A 17,909-nucleotide genomic window follows, 5' to 3' on the forward strand; every position below is an offset into this window, starting at 1 on the left:
ATAATATGGTTTATATGAAACCAAAAGGTGTTATATATTTATAGGAGGGCATTTATAATGAATACATTGGAAGATATTAAACAAACAGTTATATTTAAAGCTCCGATTGAAAAAGTTTGGAATACGGTATCAACGTCTGAGGGCATTGCTTCCTGGTTTATGCCGAATGATTTCAAACCTGAGGAAGGGCATGAATTTCATATTCAATCTCCATTCGGACCTTCTCCGTGCAAGGTATTGGAAGTTGAGGAGCCGACTAAGATTTCATTTGCTTGGGATACTGATGGCTGGGTTGTTCATTTTATATTGAGAGATCTTGGAGAAGAGACTGAGTTTACACTAATACACAGCGGCTGGAAGGAACCAGATGATATTTTGCCTAAAGCACGTGAGAAAAGCAGTATTGTAAGAGATAGAATGAATGGCGGATGGGTTGGAATCGTCAACGAGAATCTTAGAAAGGTGCTTGAAGGGTAAGTGGGAGCAGCGAAGCATGATGTATTTCAGGCGATTGCCGAACCGACCCGCCGGGAGATACTGCGGCTTCTGGCTAATGACAATCTTTCCATTGCAGATATCACTTCACATTTCCAGGTAAGCAGAACAGCGATTGCAAAGCACTTACACGTTCTGTCTGAAGCAGAACTGGTAAAAGCCGAAAAGGCCGGAAGGGAAAAAATCTATCATCTTAACCCTGAACCGCTGGGTGAGGTAAAGCAATGGCTTTCTTACTATGAACAATTCTGGAGCAATAGATTATCAATTCTTAAACATGTCGTTGAAAATGAAAATGATTCTGAGACAGAATTGCAATTGCTGAAGGAAGAGGATGGAGACAATAAGAAAAAACTTTAAGGTTCAGGAGCTTTTCGTGCTCTTGAGCTTTTTTGTAGTTTGGAGTTTTACAAGAAAATGCTACCTTACTGCTTATGGTGTGCGTTAAGAAAAATTAAAATAAAAAAGATGCGGATTTCCTCTACAAGAAGGAAGTCCACATCTTACTATACTTTTAGAATCGAAATAAGTCGCTGCTAAGATATCTTTCCCCGGTATCACAAGCGATACAAACAACCACATCATCAGTGGATAGCTTTTTCGCAACCTGGATCGCAGCATAGCAGGCAGCCCCTGATGAAGGACCTACGAGGATCCCTTCTTCACTTGCCATGCGGCGGGCAATATCATAAGCGTCTTCATCTTCAATTTTGTGGATTTCATCATAAACATCCTGATTCAGGATCTCAGGGATGAATCCGGGGCTGGTCCCGACCAGTTTATGCTTTCCTGGCTGGCCGCCTGAAAGGACAGGAGAACCTGCGGGCTCCACGACATGAACCTCTAGGTCCTCGTAATGTTCCCTTAAGACTTCCCCGGTACCTGTGATGGTGCCTCCCGTACCGGCCGTTGCCACAAAAGCTGATAACGGTTTTCCGAGTTCTTTCATAGCTTCGATGATTTCTAAAGCTGTCGTTTTTCGGTGAGCGTTCGGATTCGATTCATTCTCAAACTGCATCGGCATGAAGCTGTTCGGAATTTCATCTGTCAGCTCTTTCGCTTTTTGGATGGCTCCAGGCATTTTCTCATCGCCAGGTGTCAGGACGACTTCCGCACCATAGGCTTTTAACAGGTTGATTCTTTCTTGAGTCATGGTATCCGGCATAACGAGAATCGCCTTATAGCCTCGTGCAGCTGCATTCATCGCAAGGCCGATCCCTGTGTTTCCGCTCGTTGGTTCAATAATAGTGGAACCCGCTTTCAACAACCCGGCATTTTCTGCTTCAATAATCATTTGAAACGCAGCGCGGTCTTTTACACTTTTACTCGGGTTATAGAACTCGAGCTTTACATATACATCCGCTCCGCCTTCAGGGTTGAGGCGGTTTAGTTTTACCAGCGGCGTATCGCCAATTAAATCCGCTATATTATGCACAACTTTCATTATATGATCTCCCTTTCTTTATATAGAAAACGAATAATGTTCCTTTATATTATGTTACTAATTCTAACAAATCTTATCAAATATATCAGTTTTCTTGTATTCCTTGGAGTGTTTAACTTTATAGCCTAAAGGTAAATAAGAATGGCAATAATGAGGATGGAATGATTCTATATTTTTCCTAAGTCAAGTTTGATAAAATAAAAATAATGATAAATCCGGAAAGGCGTGTACTATGAAACGGCATCACTACTTTTATGCAGTCCCGCTTCCGAAAGATACGAAACAGCAAATTGATCAATGGTCTTCTGATACCAGGGCGGCGCTATCTTTTCAGCGCTGGGTTTACCCCCAGGATTTGCATATTACTTTGGCATTTTTGGGTGGCACAGAAGAAGAACCATTGAAACAGGCAACTCAAAGAATCCATAAGGCAACTGATTCTTTCTCACCATTTTCACTGAAAACAAGCAATCTGGGAGTCTTTGGCAGCCCTTCTTCTCCCCGCATTCTTTGGGCAGATGTAAGTTCTTCGCCCTCACTTGTGGAATTGAGGGACATGGTTTATAAAGCATGTCAGCAGGAGGGATATGAGCTTGATAAAAGGCCATTCAATCCTCACATCACCATCGCCCGAAAATGGGCGGGTGAGAATCAGTTCGAAGAGGATATACTAAAGCCTTTTTCCCTATCCACTCCATTGCAATTCGAGGTACAAGAACTGGTACTTTACAGGACACACTTGGACCGGATACCAAAATATGAAGTTGTTGAGCGTTTTCATTTAGGTTAAAGGAAAAAGTCTTCGTATTTTAATCCTTTAGATAAACATATAATGCAAGAGGGGAAATAATATTATGGCACAGTTAATAAAGCTGCAAGATTATGTTTCAAGATATGAGCTGGACACTTATCGGTATCCTTCCCAATTTGTCCGGTTAAAAAAGCAGCAATGGGAAAAATGGAAAGAAAGCTGGGAGCAGGGTGAACTGCTTTCTCATGAAGAAACAGCCGATACCGAAGAAGTAGAAGAGAAAAAGAGTTTCATTTCCAAATTTGGAGGCATCTTTAGGCGCCGTGAAAAAGAAGAGGATTGGACAGAAGCGGAAATGGCTGAGGTTTCCCATGATGAAGAGAGTGACATGAACCTCAGTATTTCTGAACTTCCTTCTACTGAAGAAGAATTGAAACATCTTTTCCTTGATCAGCTGTTTCATTTTCAACTCAGGTGGGCATCCTCTACACTTGTAGAAAAATCTTATGTTGACAAAAGCTATATGTCGGATGAAAGATTGATGTACTTCTTGAAAAGGTTTCCAGATTCTATTTTTCTGCTTTACTTTCCTGTATTCAAGTTCAAAAATGCCCCTATGGAAATGGACATCCTGCTGTTAACCCCGACCGAAATCTGGTGCTTAACTTTTCTGGAGGAAGAGGATGGAGCTGCGTTCATCGGTTCTCAGGATCGATTCTGGATGAAGAAGCTTGGAGACAAGGACACCAAGGTCCTTAATCCTATGATTTCACTTAACCGGATGGAGTCGGTGGTATCTTCGGTTATGAACCACTTCCAAATTGACTTTCCACTCAGGAAAGGAATCATCTGCCGGAATGGATACGTCGATTTCCATGAGGGACCGCAAAACCTTTCTTTATTAGATAAAAGATCACATGAAGGGTGGTTCGAAAAAATGCGTTCTTCCCATACTCCTATCAAGAGTGTTCAGTTAAAGCTGGCTAAAGGACTGCTGGATTTTTGTCAAAGTACCTCTTTCAAACGTTCAGGATGGCAATCTGATTATGAACCAGCTTTAGAGGCAGATCGGGAAGAAGAACAATGAGAACCGTATACATCATCAATATCAATGCGAAAAATGCCTACTCCACTAAGGTGTGGAACCGGCTGAGCAAGCAGCTGGATGTATCTGATGAGGACGTGTTTTACACCCGCTCAGTATCAGAACTTAAGGACATCATTCAACATGCGGTGGAAACCAGCGGTGATGAAAAGCTCTTTATTGTGGGAGTAGGCGGGGACGGGACAATCAGTGCATTGATTAACCATTGTCTCGGTTATGAAAATGTATCGATCGGGTATTTTCCCGCCGGCAGCGGGAATGATTTTGCCAAAGGATTTTCATGGCCAACAAATGCAAGACAAGGTGCTGAAGTGATTCAAATGTATCAGCGCAATGAAATCAGCGAAAAGTTTTATGATTCAGGACAGTATGTGTTGAAAGGGTATCGCAAAGGCTGCTTTGTGAATAGTATGGGAGCAGGGTTTGATGCACAAATCACGAAGAAAGCGAACAATTCCATTATAAAAAAATGGCTCAATAGATTATCAATGGGGAAGTTCATTTACGCCATCCTCGTAGTTTTTGAAGCGTTTACTTATAAACCGTCTTTGGTTGAAGCGGTCATTGATGGGGAAAAGAAAAAATTTGAGCGAACGTGGTTTATGACTATTTCCAATCAGCAATATTATGGAGGAGGAATGAAGATTTCTCCTGGAGCGGACTCGTCTGATGGAATGCTGGATCTTACTGTCGTTCACAGTTTGTCCAGACTGAAGCTCCTGATTGTTTTCTTATCTGTATTTGCCGGGAAACATACCGGATTCAAAGAAGTTGAAACGTATAAAGTAACTGAAGTTAAGCTGAATTCCGTCAACTCGATCCCTGTACAGGCCGATGGCGATTATATAGGGAAAATTGATAAAGGCGGCAATCTACATATCACAGTCCAGCATCATAACTGGAGATCGGCTGAGATGAAGTGCTGAGAGAGAAAATGGGGAGGTGACTCTTTTGTTGATCATTCAAAGAAGATTTTTTGCCTATTTAGACGAAATGAAAACGGTAACCATCCTGCTTCCCCACTCTTACTTCGAGGGCAATTCTTCTGCTTTTTATATAAGAGAAGGCGATAGTGAAAAGCTCCCTCTGAAAACCGTTGAAATGATTCCCTTGCAGGAGCAGAATAAATATATTTGTTCACTCAATTTTTCACCTGAGCTGGGAAAGACGTATTACATTGAAGATTCGCATGGAAACGAAACGGATCTGCAAATTGGTGCAGTCATCAGAACGGATGAGTTCGATGAAGAATATTTTTATGGCGGCAATGATTTAGGGGTTACCCTTGAAAGCGAACGTACAGTATTTAAAGTATGGGCTCCTACAGCAACTGGAGTACTCTTGAAATTGACCGGTCCTGATATGAAATCTCAGGAAAAGCATGAAATGGTGAGAGGCGAAAAAGGGGTATGGACCTTTTCCCTTAACAGAAATGCGGATGGCTTTTTCTATCGGTTTCTGACCTGCATTAATTTAAATTGGCAGGAGGCAGTTGACCCGTATGCTAAGTCAGTCTCCCTCGACAGCAGGTGGGGAGCTGTTGTCGATCTTAAGAGGTGCATTCCTGACATTGAACCGCTTCCTCCATTGGAATCCAAAACAGACAGTATCATTTACGAACTTCATGTAAGGGATTTTTCAATCCATAAGGACAGCGGGATGAAATATAAAGGGAAATACAGCGCTTTTACGGAAAAAGGAACAACGACGCCTGATGGCTTCAGTACCGGTATTGATTACTTGAATGATCTAGGGGTTACTCATGTGGAGCTGCTCCCTGTCAATGACTTTGAAGGGGTGTCAGACCACAACACGGATGGAAGGTATAACTGGGGGTATAATCCTTTATACTTCAATGCACCGGAAGGAAGTTATTCTAGCAGGCCTGAAGATCCTTATTCAAGGATAAAAGAGTTGAAAGCCCTGATCCAATCACTCCATGAAGAAGGAATCAGGGTTATCCTTGATGTTGTGTACAACCATGTCTATATAAAAGAAAATTCTTCCTTTGAGAAAATTGTGCCCGGATACTATTTCCGCCATGACGAGAATGGAATGCCTTCTAATGGGACTGGGGTGGGAAATGATATTGCTTCAGAGAGAAAGATGGCTAGAAAGTTCATCGTCGATTCTGTCCAATACTGGCTGGGTGAGTATAAAGCAGATGGGCTGAGATTCGACTTGATGGGGATTCTTGATATCGAGACCATGAACCTGGTGCAGCAAGAAGCTGAAAAGATTTTGCCAAATGTCTTGATCATCGGTGAGGGCTGGGATCTGAACACCCCGCTTCCTCCAAAAATGAAAGCGAACCTCCGCAATTCAACCAAGATGCCGGATATCAGCCAATTCAATGACAACTTCCGGGATGGAATTAAAGGAAGTACCTTTAATCTGTATGATAGAGGTTTTGCCCTTGGCCACAGCGGCCTTGAAAAAAAGGCGGCTGAAGTACTCACGGGGAGCATCGGTTTGACAAAGGAGGGGAGTCTCTTCCTTCACCCGTCTCAAACCGTCAATTATGTTGAATCACATGATAATCATACGCTATGGGATAAGATTACAGCCTGCTGTTCGGATGAATCTGAGGCAGCGAAAAGGCATGTTCTGGCTACAACGATGGTGCTGGTATCTCAAGGGATCGCTTTTTTGCATGCCGGCCAGGAATTTTTCCGGACGAAACAAGGCGTTGAAAACAGCTATAAGTCTCCTGACGAAATTAATCAACTTGATTGGCATAGAAGAACCTTATATCAGGATAAGGTAAATTATATAAAAGGCCTGATTGCCATCAGGAAGGCTCACGGGGCTTTCCGGTTCAGCACAGCGAAGTTAATCCGCAAACATGTTCAGCCGAATTACAGCCTGCCGGGTATGGTGACGTTGCATTTTGATAATGTAAAAGCTTATGGACCATGGAACGAAATGTTTGTCGTCTTTCATGCAGGTGAAGAGGAAAAGATACTCGACATTCCGGACGGGAATTCCCCTTGGAAAGTCATTTCTGACGGGGAGAAAGCAGGGTTGGAGACTCTGAAGACCCTCACCGGCAATACACTGGCGGCTGCACCTGTCAGCTGCTATATCTGCTGCCGGTAGTTTTAATAGGACTTGACGAAACAGGGCAAGAGACGATAATATTGAAAAAGATGGCTATTGTACTTTGTGCCCAATAGCTGTCTTTTTTATTTTGAAAAGAAATTATTCTACTATAAATGAAGCGAACCAATAGAAGGTGAATATTATTGGAACACTTATTTGATCAAGAATGGGAAATTGTTCCAGCTGGAGGAGCGACAGGGGAAGCCTTTTTTGCCCAATGCCAGGAACAGAAGCTTTTTCTAAAAAGAAATTCTTCTCCTTTTTTAGCTGTATTATCAGCAGAAGGAATTGTCCCTAAACTTGTCTGGACTAAAAGAATAGAAAGCGGCGATGTCATTACAGCCCAACACTGGCTGAATGGCAGGGAGTTGAATCCGGTCGAAATGGAAGAAGAGCGTGCGGCAAAGCTTTTGAAAAAAATCCATTCTTCCAGACCTCTTCTAACAATGCTCGAGAGATTGGGGAAAGAGCGATTTCAGCCGGAACACATGTTGACCGAACTGGAAACCGGTCTTGATTTTGACTTGATTTCGCATCCGAAGGTGAGAGAGGCTTTATTCTTTCTTCAAACTGAACTCGCCAATATCACTCATGACGAGTATGTTGTCTGCCATGGAGATGTAAATCATAACAACTGGCTGCTTTCTGATAACAACCAGCTGTATCTGATCGATTGGGATGGCGCCATGATTGCCGATCCCGCCATTGATATTGGCCTTCTGCTTTATTGGTATATTCCTGAAGAGAATTGGGAAACTTGGCTTTCCCAATACGGAGTGCCTTTAACAGACAACCTGAAATTACGGATGAAGTGGTATGTGGTTTCCCAGACACTGTTATCAATTCAGTGGCATAAAGGGAAAGCGCGTTTCCATGAAATGAACCACTGGATTGAATATCTTCATACCATTATTTAAGATAAGGTGTTCATATCCTGGACCCATTGAGACAGGTGTTGCTTCTGAGAGGTGATATGGTCATCCAGATTGGATGAATTGATTCCATTTTGGCTGTAGGTATAAACCTCCTGGAGAATCGGTTTAATACCATCGCCGATATTGGTGTTCACCATCAGTGATTTCACCAGACGTTCCAATTGCTCACACTCTGCAACAGAACCGCAGCAATCATCCGAGTGATTCTGTAATATATCCTTTAATAAGTTCATTTGATCTTGATGTCCGAGCGGCATACTAACACCCTTTCCGGTTTATAGATAAAAAGAATTCACAATTAGTTTGTGAATTCTTTTTTTGTTTATGCATGGAGGATAGATGGGTGACTGTCACCACCCGGAATATGTCGGTTTTTGTCGATGGTGTCCAGGAGAATCATCAAGAAATAGCGGACTTCATTGTCATCATCTGTCAGAGAGAAATGATATCGTTCGCATGCTCTCGGCGAAGGGCATCATCGAGGCCGAAAAGAGAAATAATGCTGTTCGCCTAACGAGCGAAGTACATCAATGGCGCAGCCACTCAATAATCATGTCTTCCCTTGTACCCAAGTATATACCTTAATAAAAAAGCCGCCGCAAGGTTGAGAAGCATCTCTCAACCTTGCGGCGGCTTTTAGTTATCTTATATTGAAAACGAACGCTGCGTAAGTTTCTCGACAGGATATACTGTCAGGCTGTAGCCTACGAACGCAACCGCCATTCCAGCCAAAATAGAAACCTCTGCAACCATGTTGATTAATTTACTCATTCAATTTTCATCCCCTTTGTTTTTTTTCCAAGACCGTACAAAACAATTTACATTAATAACCTTAACAGAAGCACGCCACAATCTAAATTGTGATACATAAGGTCTCAGCACCCCTATCTCGGATAACCTTTTATGTAAACGCATACAAAACCGAGATCTATATAAATACTTGTATATCCTCGTGAATACTTCGGATTATAGAAATAAATAGGTTTATTAGCATTGTTTGCGGGTATATTTTGTCAATGCTTGCAGAGAAACAGATGTCATGGTATTGTTTTGTCGATAAGAAATTATAAAATTGATCAGCTTTTTTAAAAAATCCTGTCCATTTAAGAACATATACTTTAAAAGAGCCTAAGAAAAATGAGGTGTCTAAATGCGTTTAAGAAATAAACCATGGGCAAGCGAAAAGCTTAATGACTATCCTCAATATGTCATTGCCCAGCCTGAAGAACATAAAGGAAAATGGAATGAAGTTTTTGGTAATGATAATCCTCTTCATATAGAAGTCGGAACCGGTAAAGGACAGTTTGTTACGGAAATGGCCAAAGCCAATCCTGATGTCAATTATATAGGAATTGAACTATATGAAAGTGTCATTGTTTCTGCGTTGGACCGAATTATTGAAGCGGAAATTCCAAATGTGAAACTGATGAATGTCGATGCCAAAAACCTAAAAGAATACTTTGAGAAAGATGATGTGGATCGTGTGTATTTGAATTTCTCTGATCCATGGCCGAAAAGCCGTCATGAAAAGCGACGACTTACATTCAAGTCCTTTCTGAAGCTGTATGAAGATATACTGGTTAATGAAGGAGAAATTCATTTTAAGACAGATAACCAGGGGCTGTTCGAGTATTCTCTAATGAGCTTCTCTCACTATGGACTTCTGTTGAATTATCTAAGCCTTGATCTTCATAACAGTGATTTTGAAGGAAACATCATGACAGAATATGAAGAAAAGTTCTCATCAAGAGGACAAAGAATCTACCGGTGTGAAGTGAAATATCCAAAAAAATAAACGAGTAAAAGGAGCAGTTCAACAAATGGACTGTTCCTTTTTTTGGTTCAAATGTTTGAATATTTCTGATAATATGATGAAGAAGAAAGGGGAGAGAGCAATGGAATCATTGGAACTGAATGGCCTGACCTTTACCTGGCTTGACGGAGGGGTTACCAGAATGGACGGCGGTGCAATGTTCGGAGTTGTGCCAAAACCGCTATGGTCCAGAAAGTATGAGGTAAATGAAAGAAATCAAATAGAACTAAGAACCGATCCGATCTTCTTCCAGCTTGATGGGAAAAATATATTAATTGAATCTGGAATCGGAAAAGGAAAGCTTACGGACAAGCAAAAAAGGAATTATGGGGTAACTGAAGAGTCTTCTATCGAAGAGTCCCTGGAAAAGGTGGGGATGACGCCGGAAGACATTGACCTTATATTAATGACTCATATGCATTTTGATCATGCATGCGGATTGACAAAATATGTCGATGGAGAGCTTCAGCCGGTTTTTCCGTATGCGGAAATATACACATCCCAAACAGAATGGGATGAAATGAGAAATCCTAACATACGTTCAAAAAATACATACTGGAAAGAAAACTGGGAACGCATCGCTCACCAGGTCAAGACATTCACCGAGGAAAAAGAAGTGCTGAATGGCGTTAAAATGATTCATACAGGAGGACACAGTAACGGCCATTCGATCATCTTGATTGAAAGAGGCGATAACAAGCTCATTCACATGGCAGACCTTATGCCTACCCATGCCCATAAGAATCCTCTATGGGTTCTCGCTTATGATGACTATCCGATGACCTCGATTTATGCAAAAGAAAAATGGATCGAAAAAGCAATTGATGAAGGATACTGGTTCCTGTTTTATCATGATGCTGTTTATCGTGCTCTGAAGTGGAGCGTACAGGGGGAGATAGAGAAGGAAGTTGCAAGAGAAAGATAATAAAACCAAAAACGGAAAGGCATTTTAATGCCTCTCCGTTTTTTTTTTTAGGATAGCTGTTGAACATCAAGAATGCTTCCGCTGTGCGAGTCAGCAATAAACTCATACTGCTGAAGGTCACCATCTTTATGGCGTGAAATCCCGCCGCGGTATACCTTTGTTTTCACAGGGTAGACTTCATAGCTTTCCGGCACCATGCCGATCCATGAACCATCAATTGGGCCCTCTTTTTTGAAGGCATTCTTAACATTTTGCAGGACTTTTTCAGGAGAATGCAACGTGTTTTTATCAGCGATGTCTTTTAGCAAATATCCTCCGGCGATTCCTAATCCTGCACCGAGTATAAAAGATTTCCAATTCATTACGTTTCCTCCTAGGCGAATAGTAATTGACTTTATTATACTAAACTTTTTGATTAGGTACATCCTATAGAGGCCGGAACCGTAAAAGTTGAGTAAGAATGGTGGAAAGTCGCTTGAAAGTTCTGTAAAATGGATAATGGAGATTATCAATACATACATAAAGGGGTTAAAGCCAATATGAATCAAGAGACACTGGAATTATTTCGTACACTGACTGAATTGCCTGGCGCACCGGGTAACGAACACGCTGTACGTAAATTTATGAAAGAACAGCTGACTAAATACTCTGATGAAGTCATCCAGGACGGACTGGGCGGCATTTTCGGTGTGAAAAAAGGAAAAGAAAACGGCCCGAAAGTAATGGTTGCCGGACATATGGATGAAGTAGGCTTCATGGTTACTTCAGTAACAGAAAACGGGATGATCCGCTTCCAGACACTTGGCGGATGGTGGAGCCAGGTCCTATTGGCTCAGCGCGTACAAGTGATCACAGATAACGGCCCTGTAACAGGGGTTATCGGATCGATTCCACCTCATTTATTGGAAGAATCACAAAGAAGCAAGCCGATGGATATCAAAAATATGCTGATCGATATCGGTGCTGATGATAAAGAAGATGCGAAGAAAATCGGAATCAAGCCCGGCCAGCAAATTGTGCCGATCTGTCCTTTCACCCCTATGGCAAATGAAAAGAAAATCCTTGCCAAAGCTTGGGATAACCGTTACGGATGCGGACTTTCAGTTGAACTTTTAAAAGAATTAAAAGATACAGACCTTCCAAACACTTTATATTCTGGAGCTACTGTTCAGGAAGAGGTAGGTCTTCGCGGTGCACAGACTGCTGCCAATATGATCGACCCTGATATCTTCTTTGCGCTTGATGCTAGTCCGGCCAATGATATGTCCGGCAGCAAGAAGGAATTCGGCCACTTAGGAAAAGGAGCACTTCTCCGTATCCTTGACCGTTCAATGGTTACTCACAGAGGAATGAGAGAATTCATCCTTGATACTGCTGAGTCTAACGATATTCCTTATCAATATTTTGTTTCCCAAGGCGGTACAGATGCTGGCCGCGTACACATCTCCAATGAAGGTGTGCCAAGTGCTGTCATCGGAATTTGTTCCCGATACATCCACACTGCAGCGTCCATGATCCATATCGATGACTATGCAGCTGCGAAAGAGTTGATCACAAAGCTTGTTAAAGAATGTGACCGCTCAACAATTGAAAGCATCCGCCAAAATTCTTAATAGTTACAACCAGAAAGAGAGGGGAAACCTTCTCTTTCTTTATGTAAAGGCCCTGTTATAAGTAAAGTTGATTTATGAATATATTCATATGGTGCTACCTGATTTCCGCTCCAGGTGTTCGACTCCGCGGGGCGGGCGGTGAGCCTCCTCAGCTTCGCCTGCGGGGTCTCACCTGTCCCGCTAATCCCGCAGGAGGTCGCACACCTTCCGCTCCAATCAACCATTGTTTCTATACTTCACTGAATTCTTGAGGTTCTAGAACTAATAAAGTATTTGCTTTAATAAATGGATCCGCAGCACCTAATTACTAATAACACAAGTAGCATCAGACCATTACTGCAATTTATTAATGGATAAGATAAACAACATCGTCAACTAACAGAGCCTAGGTGAAAAATAAGGAGGTTCAAAATGATTATCGGCATCGGAACTACGAATAAAGCCAAAATAGCTGCAGTCCGAAATGGATTTGCTGAATTAGTGAATGAAAAATTGATATTTGAAGCTTACAAAACAGAGTCAGGTGTAAGCGATCAGCCTTTTTCCGATGAAGAGACAATCAAAGGTGCGATTAACCGCGCTTCCTCTGTATTGAAAATGGCAAATGCCAATATAGGTATCGGGTTGGAGGGCGGAGTGGTCCAAACAGAGTTCGGCATGTTTTTGTGCAACTGGGGAGCTCTTTATGAAACAGGAATGAATCCGATTATTGCCGGAGGAGCAAGAATTCTTCTTCCAGAATCAGTTTCACAGAGGCTGCTTAACGGTGAAGAGCTCGGGCTGGTCATGGATGATTATTGCCAGAAAGAAGGAATCCGCCATCACGAGGGTGCCATGGGCATCTTCACAAGCGGCGCGGTAAACAGGGATGAGATGTTTCAGCATACAGTTAAACTCCTTGTCGGTCAGAGGCAGTATCAGAGAAGAGGCTAATTTAAGGAATTTCTTATTCTTTTTTAAAGACTCTTTTCTAAAAGATTGTTGCTTTTAATGCTATTTTACCCTCTACCCTATAACGTAGGAGGATTGGAGCGGAAGGGGTGCGACCTCCTGCGGGACTAGCGGGACAGGTGAGACCCCGCAGGCGAAGCCGAGGAGGCTCACCGCCCGCCCCGCGGAGTCGTGCGCCTGGAGCGGAAATCCATCACTTTTAAACAGCCACAATCTTTGCGAAAAGAACGTTTTTAAAAGATATTTATAACCTCACTAGAAACCATACAAAAAAGGAAGCTCAATGGCTTCCTTTTTTGTCATTATTCCGCTTCATAGATATAAGAAAGAGCTTTGATTGCCTGATTTACCGTTTCGACTGTAACATTTGCTTTATTGGAAAGCTCTTTTAATGGATGATGCAACTCCTTAGGGCGCACCAGGATAAGAGGCTTTCCTTTAGCGATCGCCGCACTTGCATCCATTGCTGTGTTCCATTGCTTATACTTTTCCCCGAAAAGGGCAATGACAAGGTCTGCTTTGTGCATGAGTACTTCAGTACGCAAATTATTAATGTTCGAAGCCGCTTCGTCCTTGAATACCGCATCCGGCTGCTCTCCAAGAATTTCTTCACCGATATTGTCAGAACGGCCATGGTTCTCCATCGGTCCTACAAAGGTGATAGGCAGCTGAAGCGCTTTCGCCTTTTCTTTGATCTCATCTCTCCAATTAGTGTGAATTTCGCCTGCTAAATAAACCGTTAAATCCATTTGATTAACCTCCTCAAGATTTCTGTTGTGTTTATTTTATCATGAATGGAATCTGTAAACGAATGGAAAGGCTCCCAATTATCTTATGATTGTCGAAAAATGGGGAATATTAATAATAGAGGGTTGTCAATAGTGCTTTTTGAGGAGTATGATAGAAAATGAATGATTGTTAGGCTAGGAGGGATTTGGATGTCGAAATCGATTATTGGTACGTTTATTGTTATTCTTTCTGTTCTGATGGCCACAGGGTGCAGCAGCGCAACGTTGGAGGAAAGCCAGGAAGAAGCTGTGAAAGCTGTAACAGAAACCTTTGAAAATCCTGTTGGGGAAGCAGAAGAAGAAACAGAAAATTTTCAGTTTCATCTCCCATCCGGATCTTCTGTAAAAGAGAAAAATGCCAATAATGTCATAATTGAAGACGGAAATAATACATTTATCTTATTTTATAATCAAAATGTCAATAGAGACAGTGAACAGCTTTACGAGCTGGCTGTAGAAGATGAAACAAATATCCTTAAACAGGAAACGTTCAAGGCTGATGACAGATTTGGTTTTTTCATCATACGCGAAGTTGAAGAGGAACAGTATGAATTAACTGCCGGGATTGGCGGAATTAAAATGACCACGCTTTCAGTCAAAGATGAATTAGTCGATGACAGCGAATTTCTAATGGAAGTAGTGTCATCTGTACAAGATAAATAGATGCCTTAGGCAACGCTTGATTTAAGAATCAGGCGTTTTTTATTTGTTTATTAAGGAAAACTATGAAAGATACTGGAGAATATAGTAGACTTTTCATACAGGTGTCTTTACACTAGTAAAAGGTTCGCATTACTGTTTATTTGGGTTCAAAAAAGGAGGTTTATCATGAAAGATTTCTTAGAAAAAAAAGGCGTCAAGCTTTCTGCCAAGGCATACTTTATTGATGCTCTGTCTTTTATGGCATTAGGATTGTTTTCATCATTAATTATTGGACTTATTATAAAAACGCTGGGACAACAGCTTAACATTGATTACCTGGTGGAAATGGGTGACCTTGCAATCAGCCTGATGGGCCCTGCCATCGGTGCCGCCATTGCATATGGCCTTGGAGCCCCTCCACTCGTTCTGTTTGCGGCGGTCGTGACCGGTGCTGCAGGTGCAGTTCTCGGGGGGCCAGCTGGTGCTTATGTTGCTGCTGTCCTTTCGACGGAAATTGGAAAGCTGGTAAGTAAAACAACAAAAATTGATATTATCGTAACGCCTTTGACAACAATCTTTGCCGGCTATACAGCGGCTGCCCTGATTGGCCCTTGGATTGGGGACTTCATGGTCCTGTTCGGCAGCTGGATTGAGTGGGGAACCGAGCAAAGGCCAATCATCATGGGTGTACTGGTTGCCGCATTGATGGGATTGGCTTTAACAGCTCCGATTTCTTCTGCAGCAATAGCCCTGATGCTCGACCTAAGCGGTGTTGCGGCAGGCGCGGCGACGATTGGATGCAGTGCGCAAATGATTGGGTTCGCTGTCATGAGCTACAGGGAAAATAAGTTCGGCGGATTACTTGCCCAAGGGCTTGGTACTTCCATGCTGCAGGTGCCGAATATCGTAAGAAACCCGCGAATCCTTATTCCGCCGACACTAGCTGGAATGATTCTAGCTCCCATCGGTACGACTGTCTGGATTATGGAAAATAATGCAGCCGGTGCCGGAATGGGAACAAGCGGTTTTGTCGGACAGATTATGACGTTGCAAACAATGGGTTTTTCCGCTGACGTGTTGGTTCAGATCATTCTGTTGCATATTGTTGGACCTGCCGTTCTGACACTGATAATATCTCTTTATATGAGAAAAATCGGATGGATTAAATCTGACCAGCTCTATATTAGTACAGGAGGAAGATAAAATGAAAAAACTCACTAGCATGGAAGAGTTCAATGAAATGAAAAACAAAGGGAAGCATATCTTCATGTTCTCTGCAGACTGGTGTCCGGATTGCCGCATCATCGACCCAGTTCTTCCTGAAATTGAAGGAAATCATTCCGACTATACGTTTATATACGTTGACAGAGACGAATTCATTGATTTGTGCGGAGAGCTGAGTGTTTTTGGAATTCCCAGCTTCGTGGCTTTCGAAGATGGAAAAGAACTTGGAAGATTTGTCAGCAAAGACCGCAAAACCAAGGAACAGATTGAAGAGTTTATCCAAGGACTATAATCGTGCTGGACAGAGGTGCACCCGTGCCCCTCTGTTTTTTTATGCCTGCGTGAAAGTCGATTGTGCGAACTGTCTCCCCTTGACAGCTACGAATGAAGACGTCATATTTTCCCCTTTCATTTTGTATAACAGGCTATTTATTGTACAATAAGTACGATTAAAGTATGCTCCTGCAAAGAGGAGGAAAATAAAATGGATGCTAAAAAAATGAGAAGGAAGCTTGAAGAAAAACTGGCTTCTTCTGATCGTAAGTTTATTTTTGACAGAGAAAAAGAAGTATTGCGTATAGAAAGCACGAAAACCGGAAAAGGAATCAGTGTAACACTGGCCCCGATCGTCGCCAAGTGGGAAGTGTCAAAAGAAAAGGCGGTTGATGAGGTCGTTTATTATGTCGAAGAAGCACTGGATGTGATGGGATATCAGCATACACTCTCAGATAAAGAGAAAAAGATTTTCCCGGTTATCCGTTCGACTTCTTTCCCGAAAGAAACTCAGGAAGAAGTTCCTTTTATCACGGAGAAGCATACAGCAGAAACCCGTATTTATTATGCGGTCGACCTTGGGACTACATACCGGATGATAGATGAAAAGCTCTTACAGGCGGAAAAGTGGACTGAAGAAAAAGTGAAGGAAGCAGCACTTTTCAACCTGCGTTCACTTCCAATCAAGTTAAAGCAGGATACTCTGGCTGGAAATGTGTTTCACTTCTTGAATACCAATGACGGCTATGACGCAAGCAGAATCCTGAACACCTCATTCCTGAAAGATATGAAGGAGAAATCGGAAGGTGAGATGACGATTTCTGTACCTCACCAGGATGTATTGATTATTGGTGACATTAGAAATGAAACAGGGTATGATATTCTTGCTGAATTGACAATGAGCTTTTTCACAAACGGGCAGGTTCCGATTACATCTCTATCTTTTCTATATGAAGATAATGAATTGGAACCGATCTTTATCTTGGCCCAAGACCGTAAATCTGGAAGGGAGAACTAAGAATGAACGTATTTTATAATTTGGAAGGCATAGGAGATACTTTAATCATTACTATGGTTCCGGGATTTGAAGGCGAAAAATCATTTGATAAAAAGGGAGACGCAGTAAAGATCTTCAATGAGAACACCGGCGAAACTCTCGGCTATAATCTATTTAATGCTTCTTCATATATGGCGATTGACAGCAGCGGGCAAGTTGAAATGAACCAGGACAAGCTGAAGGAAATTAATGAAGCGATTCAACAGAACGGCTTTGAAGAAGTACTGGAAGCAGACTTCTCTCCAAAGTTCGTGATAGGGTATGTCCAGGAAAAAGAAAAGCACCCAAATGCAGATAAATTAAGTGTTTGTAAAGTGGATGTTGGTGCTGAAACGCTTCAGATCGTCTGTGGGGCACCAAATGTCGACAGCGGGCAAAAAGTTGTGGTGGCGAAAGTCGGTGCTGTAATGCCGAGCGGAATGCTTATCAAAGATGCAGAACTAAGAGGAGTTGCCTCTTCAGGCATGATCTGTTCAGCGAAAGAGCTTGGCATGCCAAACGCACCTCAAGAAAAAGGGATTCTTGTATTGAATGATGATGCAGAGACTGGAGAAGCTTTCTCCTTTGAACAGTAAGAATTATATTAGAACTGCAGGTTTAATCGAAGAATTGACTCAGAAGGGAGCTGGCTTCCTGGCTTGAGTCAATTTTTTTGTCGTAGAAAATTCCATGGAGGATGAGCAGCATGACTCATCAACAATGCTGGCATCCGTAACCAGTTATGGACAAAATCTCCCATTATGGTGATTTTACTCGAATTTTTTCTTTTAACTGTTAAAATAAAGAGTGAT

The 17,909-nt window shown here is 42.1% G+C and carries 21 protein-coding genes; 16 read left to right on the forward strand and 5 right to left on the reverse strand.

Translation table 11 applies throughout. The annotated features are described in order from the left end of the window. The first annotated feature begins 57 nt into the window (after nucleotides 1-57). Nucleotides 58-477, forward strand: coding sequence for an SRPBCC family protein (locus M1E09_RS04650; protein ID WP_456273693.1), 420 nt, complete (start codon nucleotides 58-60; stop codon nucleotides 475-477). Continuing rightward, nucleotides 478-855 (forward strand): ArsR/SmtB family transcription factor, encoded by a 378-nt coding sequence (locus M1E09_RS04655; protein WP_456273694.1) that lies wholly within the window; start codon nucleotides 478-480, stop codon nucleotides 853-855. A gap of 154 nt (nucleotides 856-1,009) precedes the next feature. Here the strand turns inward: M1E09_RS04655 and cysK are convergent, their stop codons facing one another. Further along, nucleotides 1,010-1,942, reverse strand: coding sequence for a cysteine synthase A (cysK, locus tag M1E09_RS04660; RefSeq protein WP_456274903.1), 933 nt, complete (start codon nucleotides 1,940-1,942; stop codon nucleotides 1,010-1,012). Nucleotides 1,943-2,171: 229 nt separating this feature from the next. Between cysK and thpR the strand changes: the two genes are divergently transcribed. The 5 genes from thpR to M1E09_RS04685 all read left to right on the forward strand — a co-directional run bounded on the left by thpR (nucleotide 2,172) and on the right by M1E09_RS04685 (nucleotide 7,814). Beyond that, nucleotides 2,172-2,729, forward strand: a complete 558-nt coding sequence (gene thpR / locus M1E09_RS04665) for an RNA 2',3'-cyclic phosphodiesterase (protein WP_456273695.1) — start codon at nucleotides 2,172-2,174, stop codon at nucleotides 2,727-2,729. Nucleotides 2,730-2,793: 64 nt separating this feature from the next. Beyond that, nucleotides 2,794-3,777, forward strand: a complete 984-nt coding sequence (locus tag M1E09_RS04670) for an NERD domain-containing protein (RefSeq protein ID WP_456273696.1) — start codon at nucleotides 2,794-2,796, stop codon at nucleotides 3,775-3,777. Next, nucleotides 3,774-4,721: a diacylglycerol/lipid kinase family protein gene (locus tag M1E09_RS04675; protein ID WP_456273697.1), complete on the forward strand. Its 948-nt coding sequence runs from the start codon at nucleotides 3,774-3,776 to the stop codon at nucleotides 4,719-4,721. The genes M1E09_RS04670 and M1E09_RS04675 overlap by 4 nt, the downstream gene beginning before the upstream one ends. Before the next feature lie 25 nt (nucleotides 4,722-4,746). Beyond that, complete coding sequence (gene pulA, locus M1E09_RS04680) at nucleotides 4,747-6,894, forward strand: type I pullulanase (RefSeq protein WP_456273698.1); 2,148 nt, start codon at nucleotides 4,747-4,749, stop codon at nucleotides 6,892-6,894. 146 nt (nucleotides 6,895-7,040) lie between these two features. Beyond that, complete coding sequence (locus M1E09_RS04685) at nucleotides 7,041-7,814, forward strand: phosphotransferase (RefSeq protein WP_456273699.1); 774 nt, start codon at nucleotides 7,041-7,043, stop codon at nucleotides 7,812-7,814. Here M1E09_RS04685 and M1E09_RS04690 read toward each other — a convergent pair. Then, nucleotides 7,811-8,089 (reverse strand): YtzH-like family protein, encoded by a 279-nt coding sequence (locus tag M1E09_RS04690; RefSeq protein ID WP_456273700.1) that lies wholly within the window; start codon nucleotides 8,087-8,089, stop codon nucleotides 7,811-7,813. The genes M1E09_RS04685 and M1E09_RS04690 overlap by 4 nt on opposite strands. A gap of 388 nt (nucleotides 8,090-8,477) precedes the next feature. Next, nucleotides 8,478-8,603, reverse strand: coding sequence for a hypothetical protein (locus M1E09_RS04695; RefSeq protein WP_456273701.1), 126 nt, complete (start codon nucleotides 8,601-8,603; stop codon nucleotides 8,478-8,480). A 379-nt stretch (nucleotides 8,604-8,982) separates the two neighbouring features. On the opposite strand from M1E09_RS04695, the gene trmB reads away from it, so the two are divergent. Then, on the forward strand, nucleotides 8,983-9,627 hold the full coding sequence (gene trmB / locus M1E09_RS04700) for a tRNA (guanosine(46)-N7)-methyltransferase TrmB (RefSeq protein WP_456273702.1): 645 nt from the start codon (nucleotides 8,983-8,985) through the stop codon (nucleotides 9,625-9,627). Nucleotides 9,628-9,727: 100 nt separating this feature from the next. After that, on the forward strand, nucleotides 9,728-10,570 hold the full coding sequence (locus tag M1E09_RS04705; protein ID WP_456273703.1) for a YtnP family quorum-quenching lactonase: 843 nt from the start codon (nucleotides 9,728-9,730) through the stop codon (nucleotides 10,568-10,570). A gap of 47 nt (nucleotides 10,571-10,617) precedes the next feature. On the opposite strand, the gene M1E09_RS04710 is transcribed toward M1E09_RS04705, so the two are convergent. Continuing rightward, nucleotides 10,618-10,932 (reverse strand): hypothetical protein, encoded by a 315-nt coding sequence (locus M1E09_RS04710; RefSeq protein WP_456273704.1) that lies wholly within the window; start codon nucleotides 10,930-10,932, stop codon nucleotides 10,618-10,620. 177 nt (nucleotides 10,933-11,109) lie between these two features. Here M1E09_RS04710 and M1E09_RS04715 point away from each other — a divergent pair, with 177 nt between their 5' ends. Together M1E09_RS04715 and M1E09_RS04720 are read left to right on the forward strand one after the other, a co-directional pair. Then, on the forward strand, nucleotides 11,110-12,183 hold the full coding sequence (locus tag M1E09_RS04715; protein WP_456273705.1) for a M42 family metallopeptidase: 1,074 nt from the start codon (nucleotides 11,110-11,112) through the stop codon (nucleotides 12,181-12,183). Nucleotides 12,184-12,594: 411 nt separating this feature from the next. Continuing rightward, on the forward strand, nucleotides 12,595-13,116 hold the full coding sequence (locus M1E09_RS04720) for a DUF84 family protein (RefSeq protein WP_456273706.1): 522 nt from the start codon (nucleotides 12,595-12,597) through the stop codon (nucleotides 13,114-13,116). 320 nt (nucleotides 13,117-13,436) lie between these two features. Here M1E09_RS04720 and M1E09_RS04725 read toward each other — a convergent pair whose 3' ends face one another. Beyond that, nucleotides 13,437-13,883, reverse strand: coding sequence for a YtoQ family protein (locus M1E09_RS04725; protein WP_456273707.1), 447 nt, complete (start codon nucleotides 13,881-13,883; stop codon nucleotides 13,437-13,439). 189 nt (nucleotides 13,884-14,072) lie between these two features. Between M1E09_RS04725 and M1E09_RS04730 the strand changes: the two genes are divergently transcribed. The 5 genes from M1E09_RS04730 (at nucleotide 14,073) to ytpR (ending at nucleotide 17,693) form a co-directional block, all read left to right on the forward strand. Further along, nucleotides 14,073-14,585, forward strand: coding sequence for a hypothetical protein (locus M1E09_RS04730; protein WP_456273708.1), 513 nt, complete (start codon nucleotides 14,073-14,075; stop codon nucleotides 14,583-14,585). 165 nt (nucleotides 14,586-14,750) lie between these two features. After that, a complete protein-coding gene (locus M1E09_RS04735; protein WP_456273709.1) occupies nucleotides 14,751-15,767 on the forward strand; it encodes a PTS transporter subunit IIC in 1,017 nt (338 codons plus the stop codon). A 1-nt stretch (nucleotide 15,768) separates the two neighbouring features. Continuing rightward, nucleotides 15,769-16,080 (forward strand): thioredoxin family protein, encoded by a 312-nt coding sequence (locus tag M1E09_RS04740; RefSeq protein ID WP_456273710.1) that lies wholly within the window; start codon nucleotides 15,769-15,771, stop codon nucleotides 16,078-16,080. Nucleotides 16,081-16,272: 192 nt separating this feature from the next. Next, nucleotides 16,273-17,079: a DUF1444 domain-containing protein gene (locus tag M1E09_RS04745; protein WP_456273711.1), complete on the forward strand. Its 807-nt coding sequence runs from the start codon at nucleotides 16,273-16,275 to the stop codon at nucleotides 17,077-17,079. A gap of 2 nt (nucleotides 17,080-17,081) precedes the next feature. Further along, nucleotides 17,082-17,693: a YtpR family tRNA-binding protein gene (ytpR, locus tag M1E09_RS04750; protein ID WP_456273712.1), complete on the forward strand. Its 612-nt coding sequence runs from the start codon at nucleotides 17,082-17,084 to the stop codon at nucleotides 17,691-17,693. Nucleotides 17,694-17,909: the final 216 nt, after the last annotated feature.

This window comes from Bacillus sp. AK031 (assembly GCF_053903065.1).

Coding starts and splice junctions, on each gene's coding strand:
- M1E09_RS04695 (WP_456273701.1), bottom strand. CDS start 8,603: ATGAGTAAATTAATCAACATGGTTGCAGAGGTTTCTATTTTGGCTGGA.
- trmB (WP_456273702.1), top strand. CDS start 8,983: ATGCGTTTAAGAAATAAACCATGGGCAAGCGAAAAGCTTAATGACTAT.
- M1E09_RS04725 (WP_456273707.1), bottom strand. CDS start 13,883: ATGGATTTAACGGTTTATTTAGCAGGCGAAATTCACACTAATTGGAGA.
- M1E09_RS04690 (WP_456273700.1), bottom strand. CDS start 8,089: ATGCCGCTCGGACATCAAGATCAAATGAACTTATTAAAGGATATATTA.
- M1E09_RS04715 (WP_456273705.1), top strand. CDS start 11,110: ATGAATCAAGAGACACTGGAATTATTTCGTACACTGACTGAATTGCCT.
- M1E09_RS04730 (WP_456273708.1), top strand. CDS start 14,073: ATGTCGAAATCGATTATTGGTACGTTTATTGTTATTCTTTCTGTTCTG.
- M1E09_RS04650 (WP_456273693.1), top strand. CDS start 58: ATGAATACATTGGAAGATATTAAACAAACAGTTATATTTAAAGCTCCG.
- M1E09_RS04710 (WP_456273704.1), bottom strand. CDS start 10,932: ATGAATTGGAAATCTTTTATACTCGGTGCAGGATTAGGAATCGCCGGA.
- M1E09_RS04740 (WP_456273710.1), top strand. CDS start 15,769: ATGAAAAAACTCACTAGCATGGAAGAGTTCAATGAAATGAAAAACAAA.
- M1E09_RS04720 (WP_456273706.1), top strand. CDS start 12,595: ATGATTATCGGCATCGGAACTACGAATAAAGCCAAAATAGCTGCAGTC.
- M1E09_RS04705 (WP_456273703.1), top strand. CDS start 9,728: ATGGAATCATTGGAACTGAATGGCCTGACCTTTACCTGGCTTGACGGA.
- ytpR (WP_456273712.1), top strand. CDS start 17,082: ATGAACGTATTTTATAATTTGGAAGGCATAGGAGATACTTTAATCATT.
- M1E09_RS04675 (WP_456273697.1), top strand. CDS start 3,774: ATGAGAACCGTATACATCATCAATATCAATGCGAAAAATGCCTACTCC.
- M1E09_RS04735 (WP_456273709.1), top strand. CDS start 14,751: ATGAAAGATTTCTTAGAAAAAAAAGGCGTCAAGCTTTCTGCCAAGGCA.
- M1E09_RS04670 (WP_456273696.1), top strand. CDS start 2,794: ATGGCACAGTTAATAAAGCTGCAAGATTATGTTTCAAGATATGAGCTG.
- M1E09_RS04745 (WP_456273711.1), top strand. CDS start 16,273: ATGGATGCTAAAAAAATGAGAAGGAAGCTTGAAGAAAAACTGGCTTCT.
- thpR (WP_456273695.1), top strand. CDS start 2,172: ATGAAACGGCATCACTACTTTTATGCAGTCCCGCTTCCGAAAGATACG.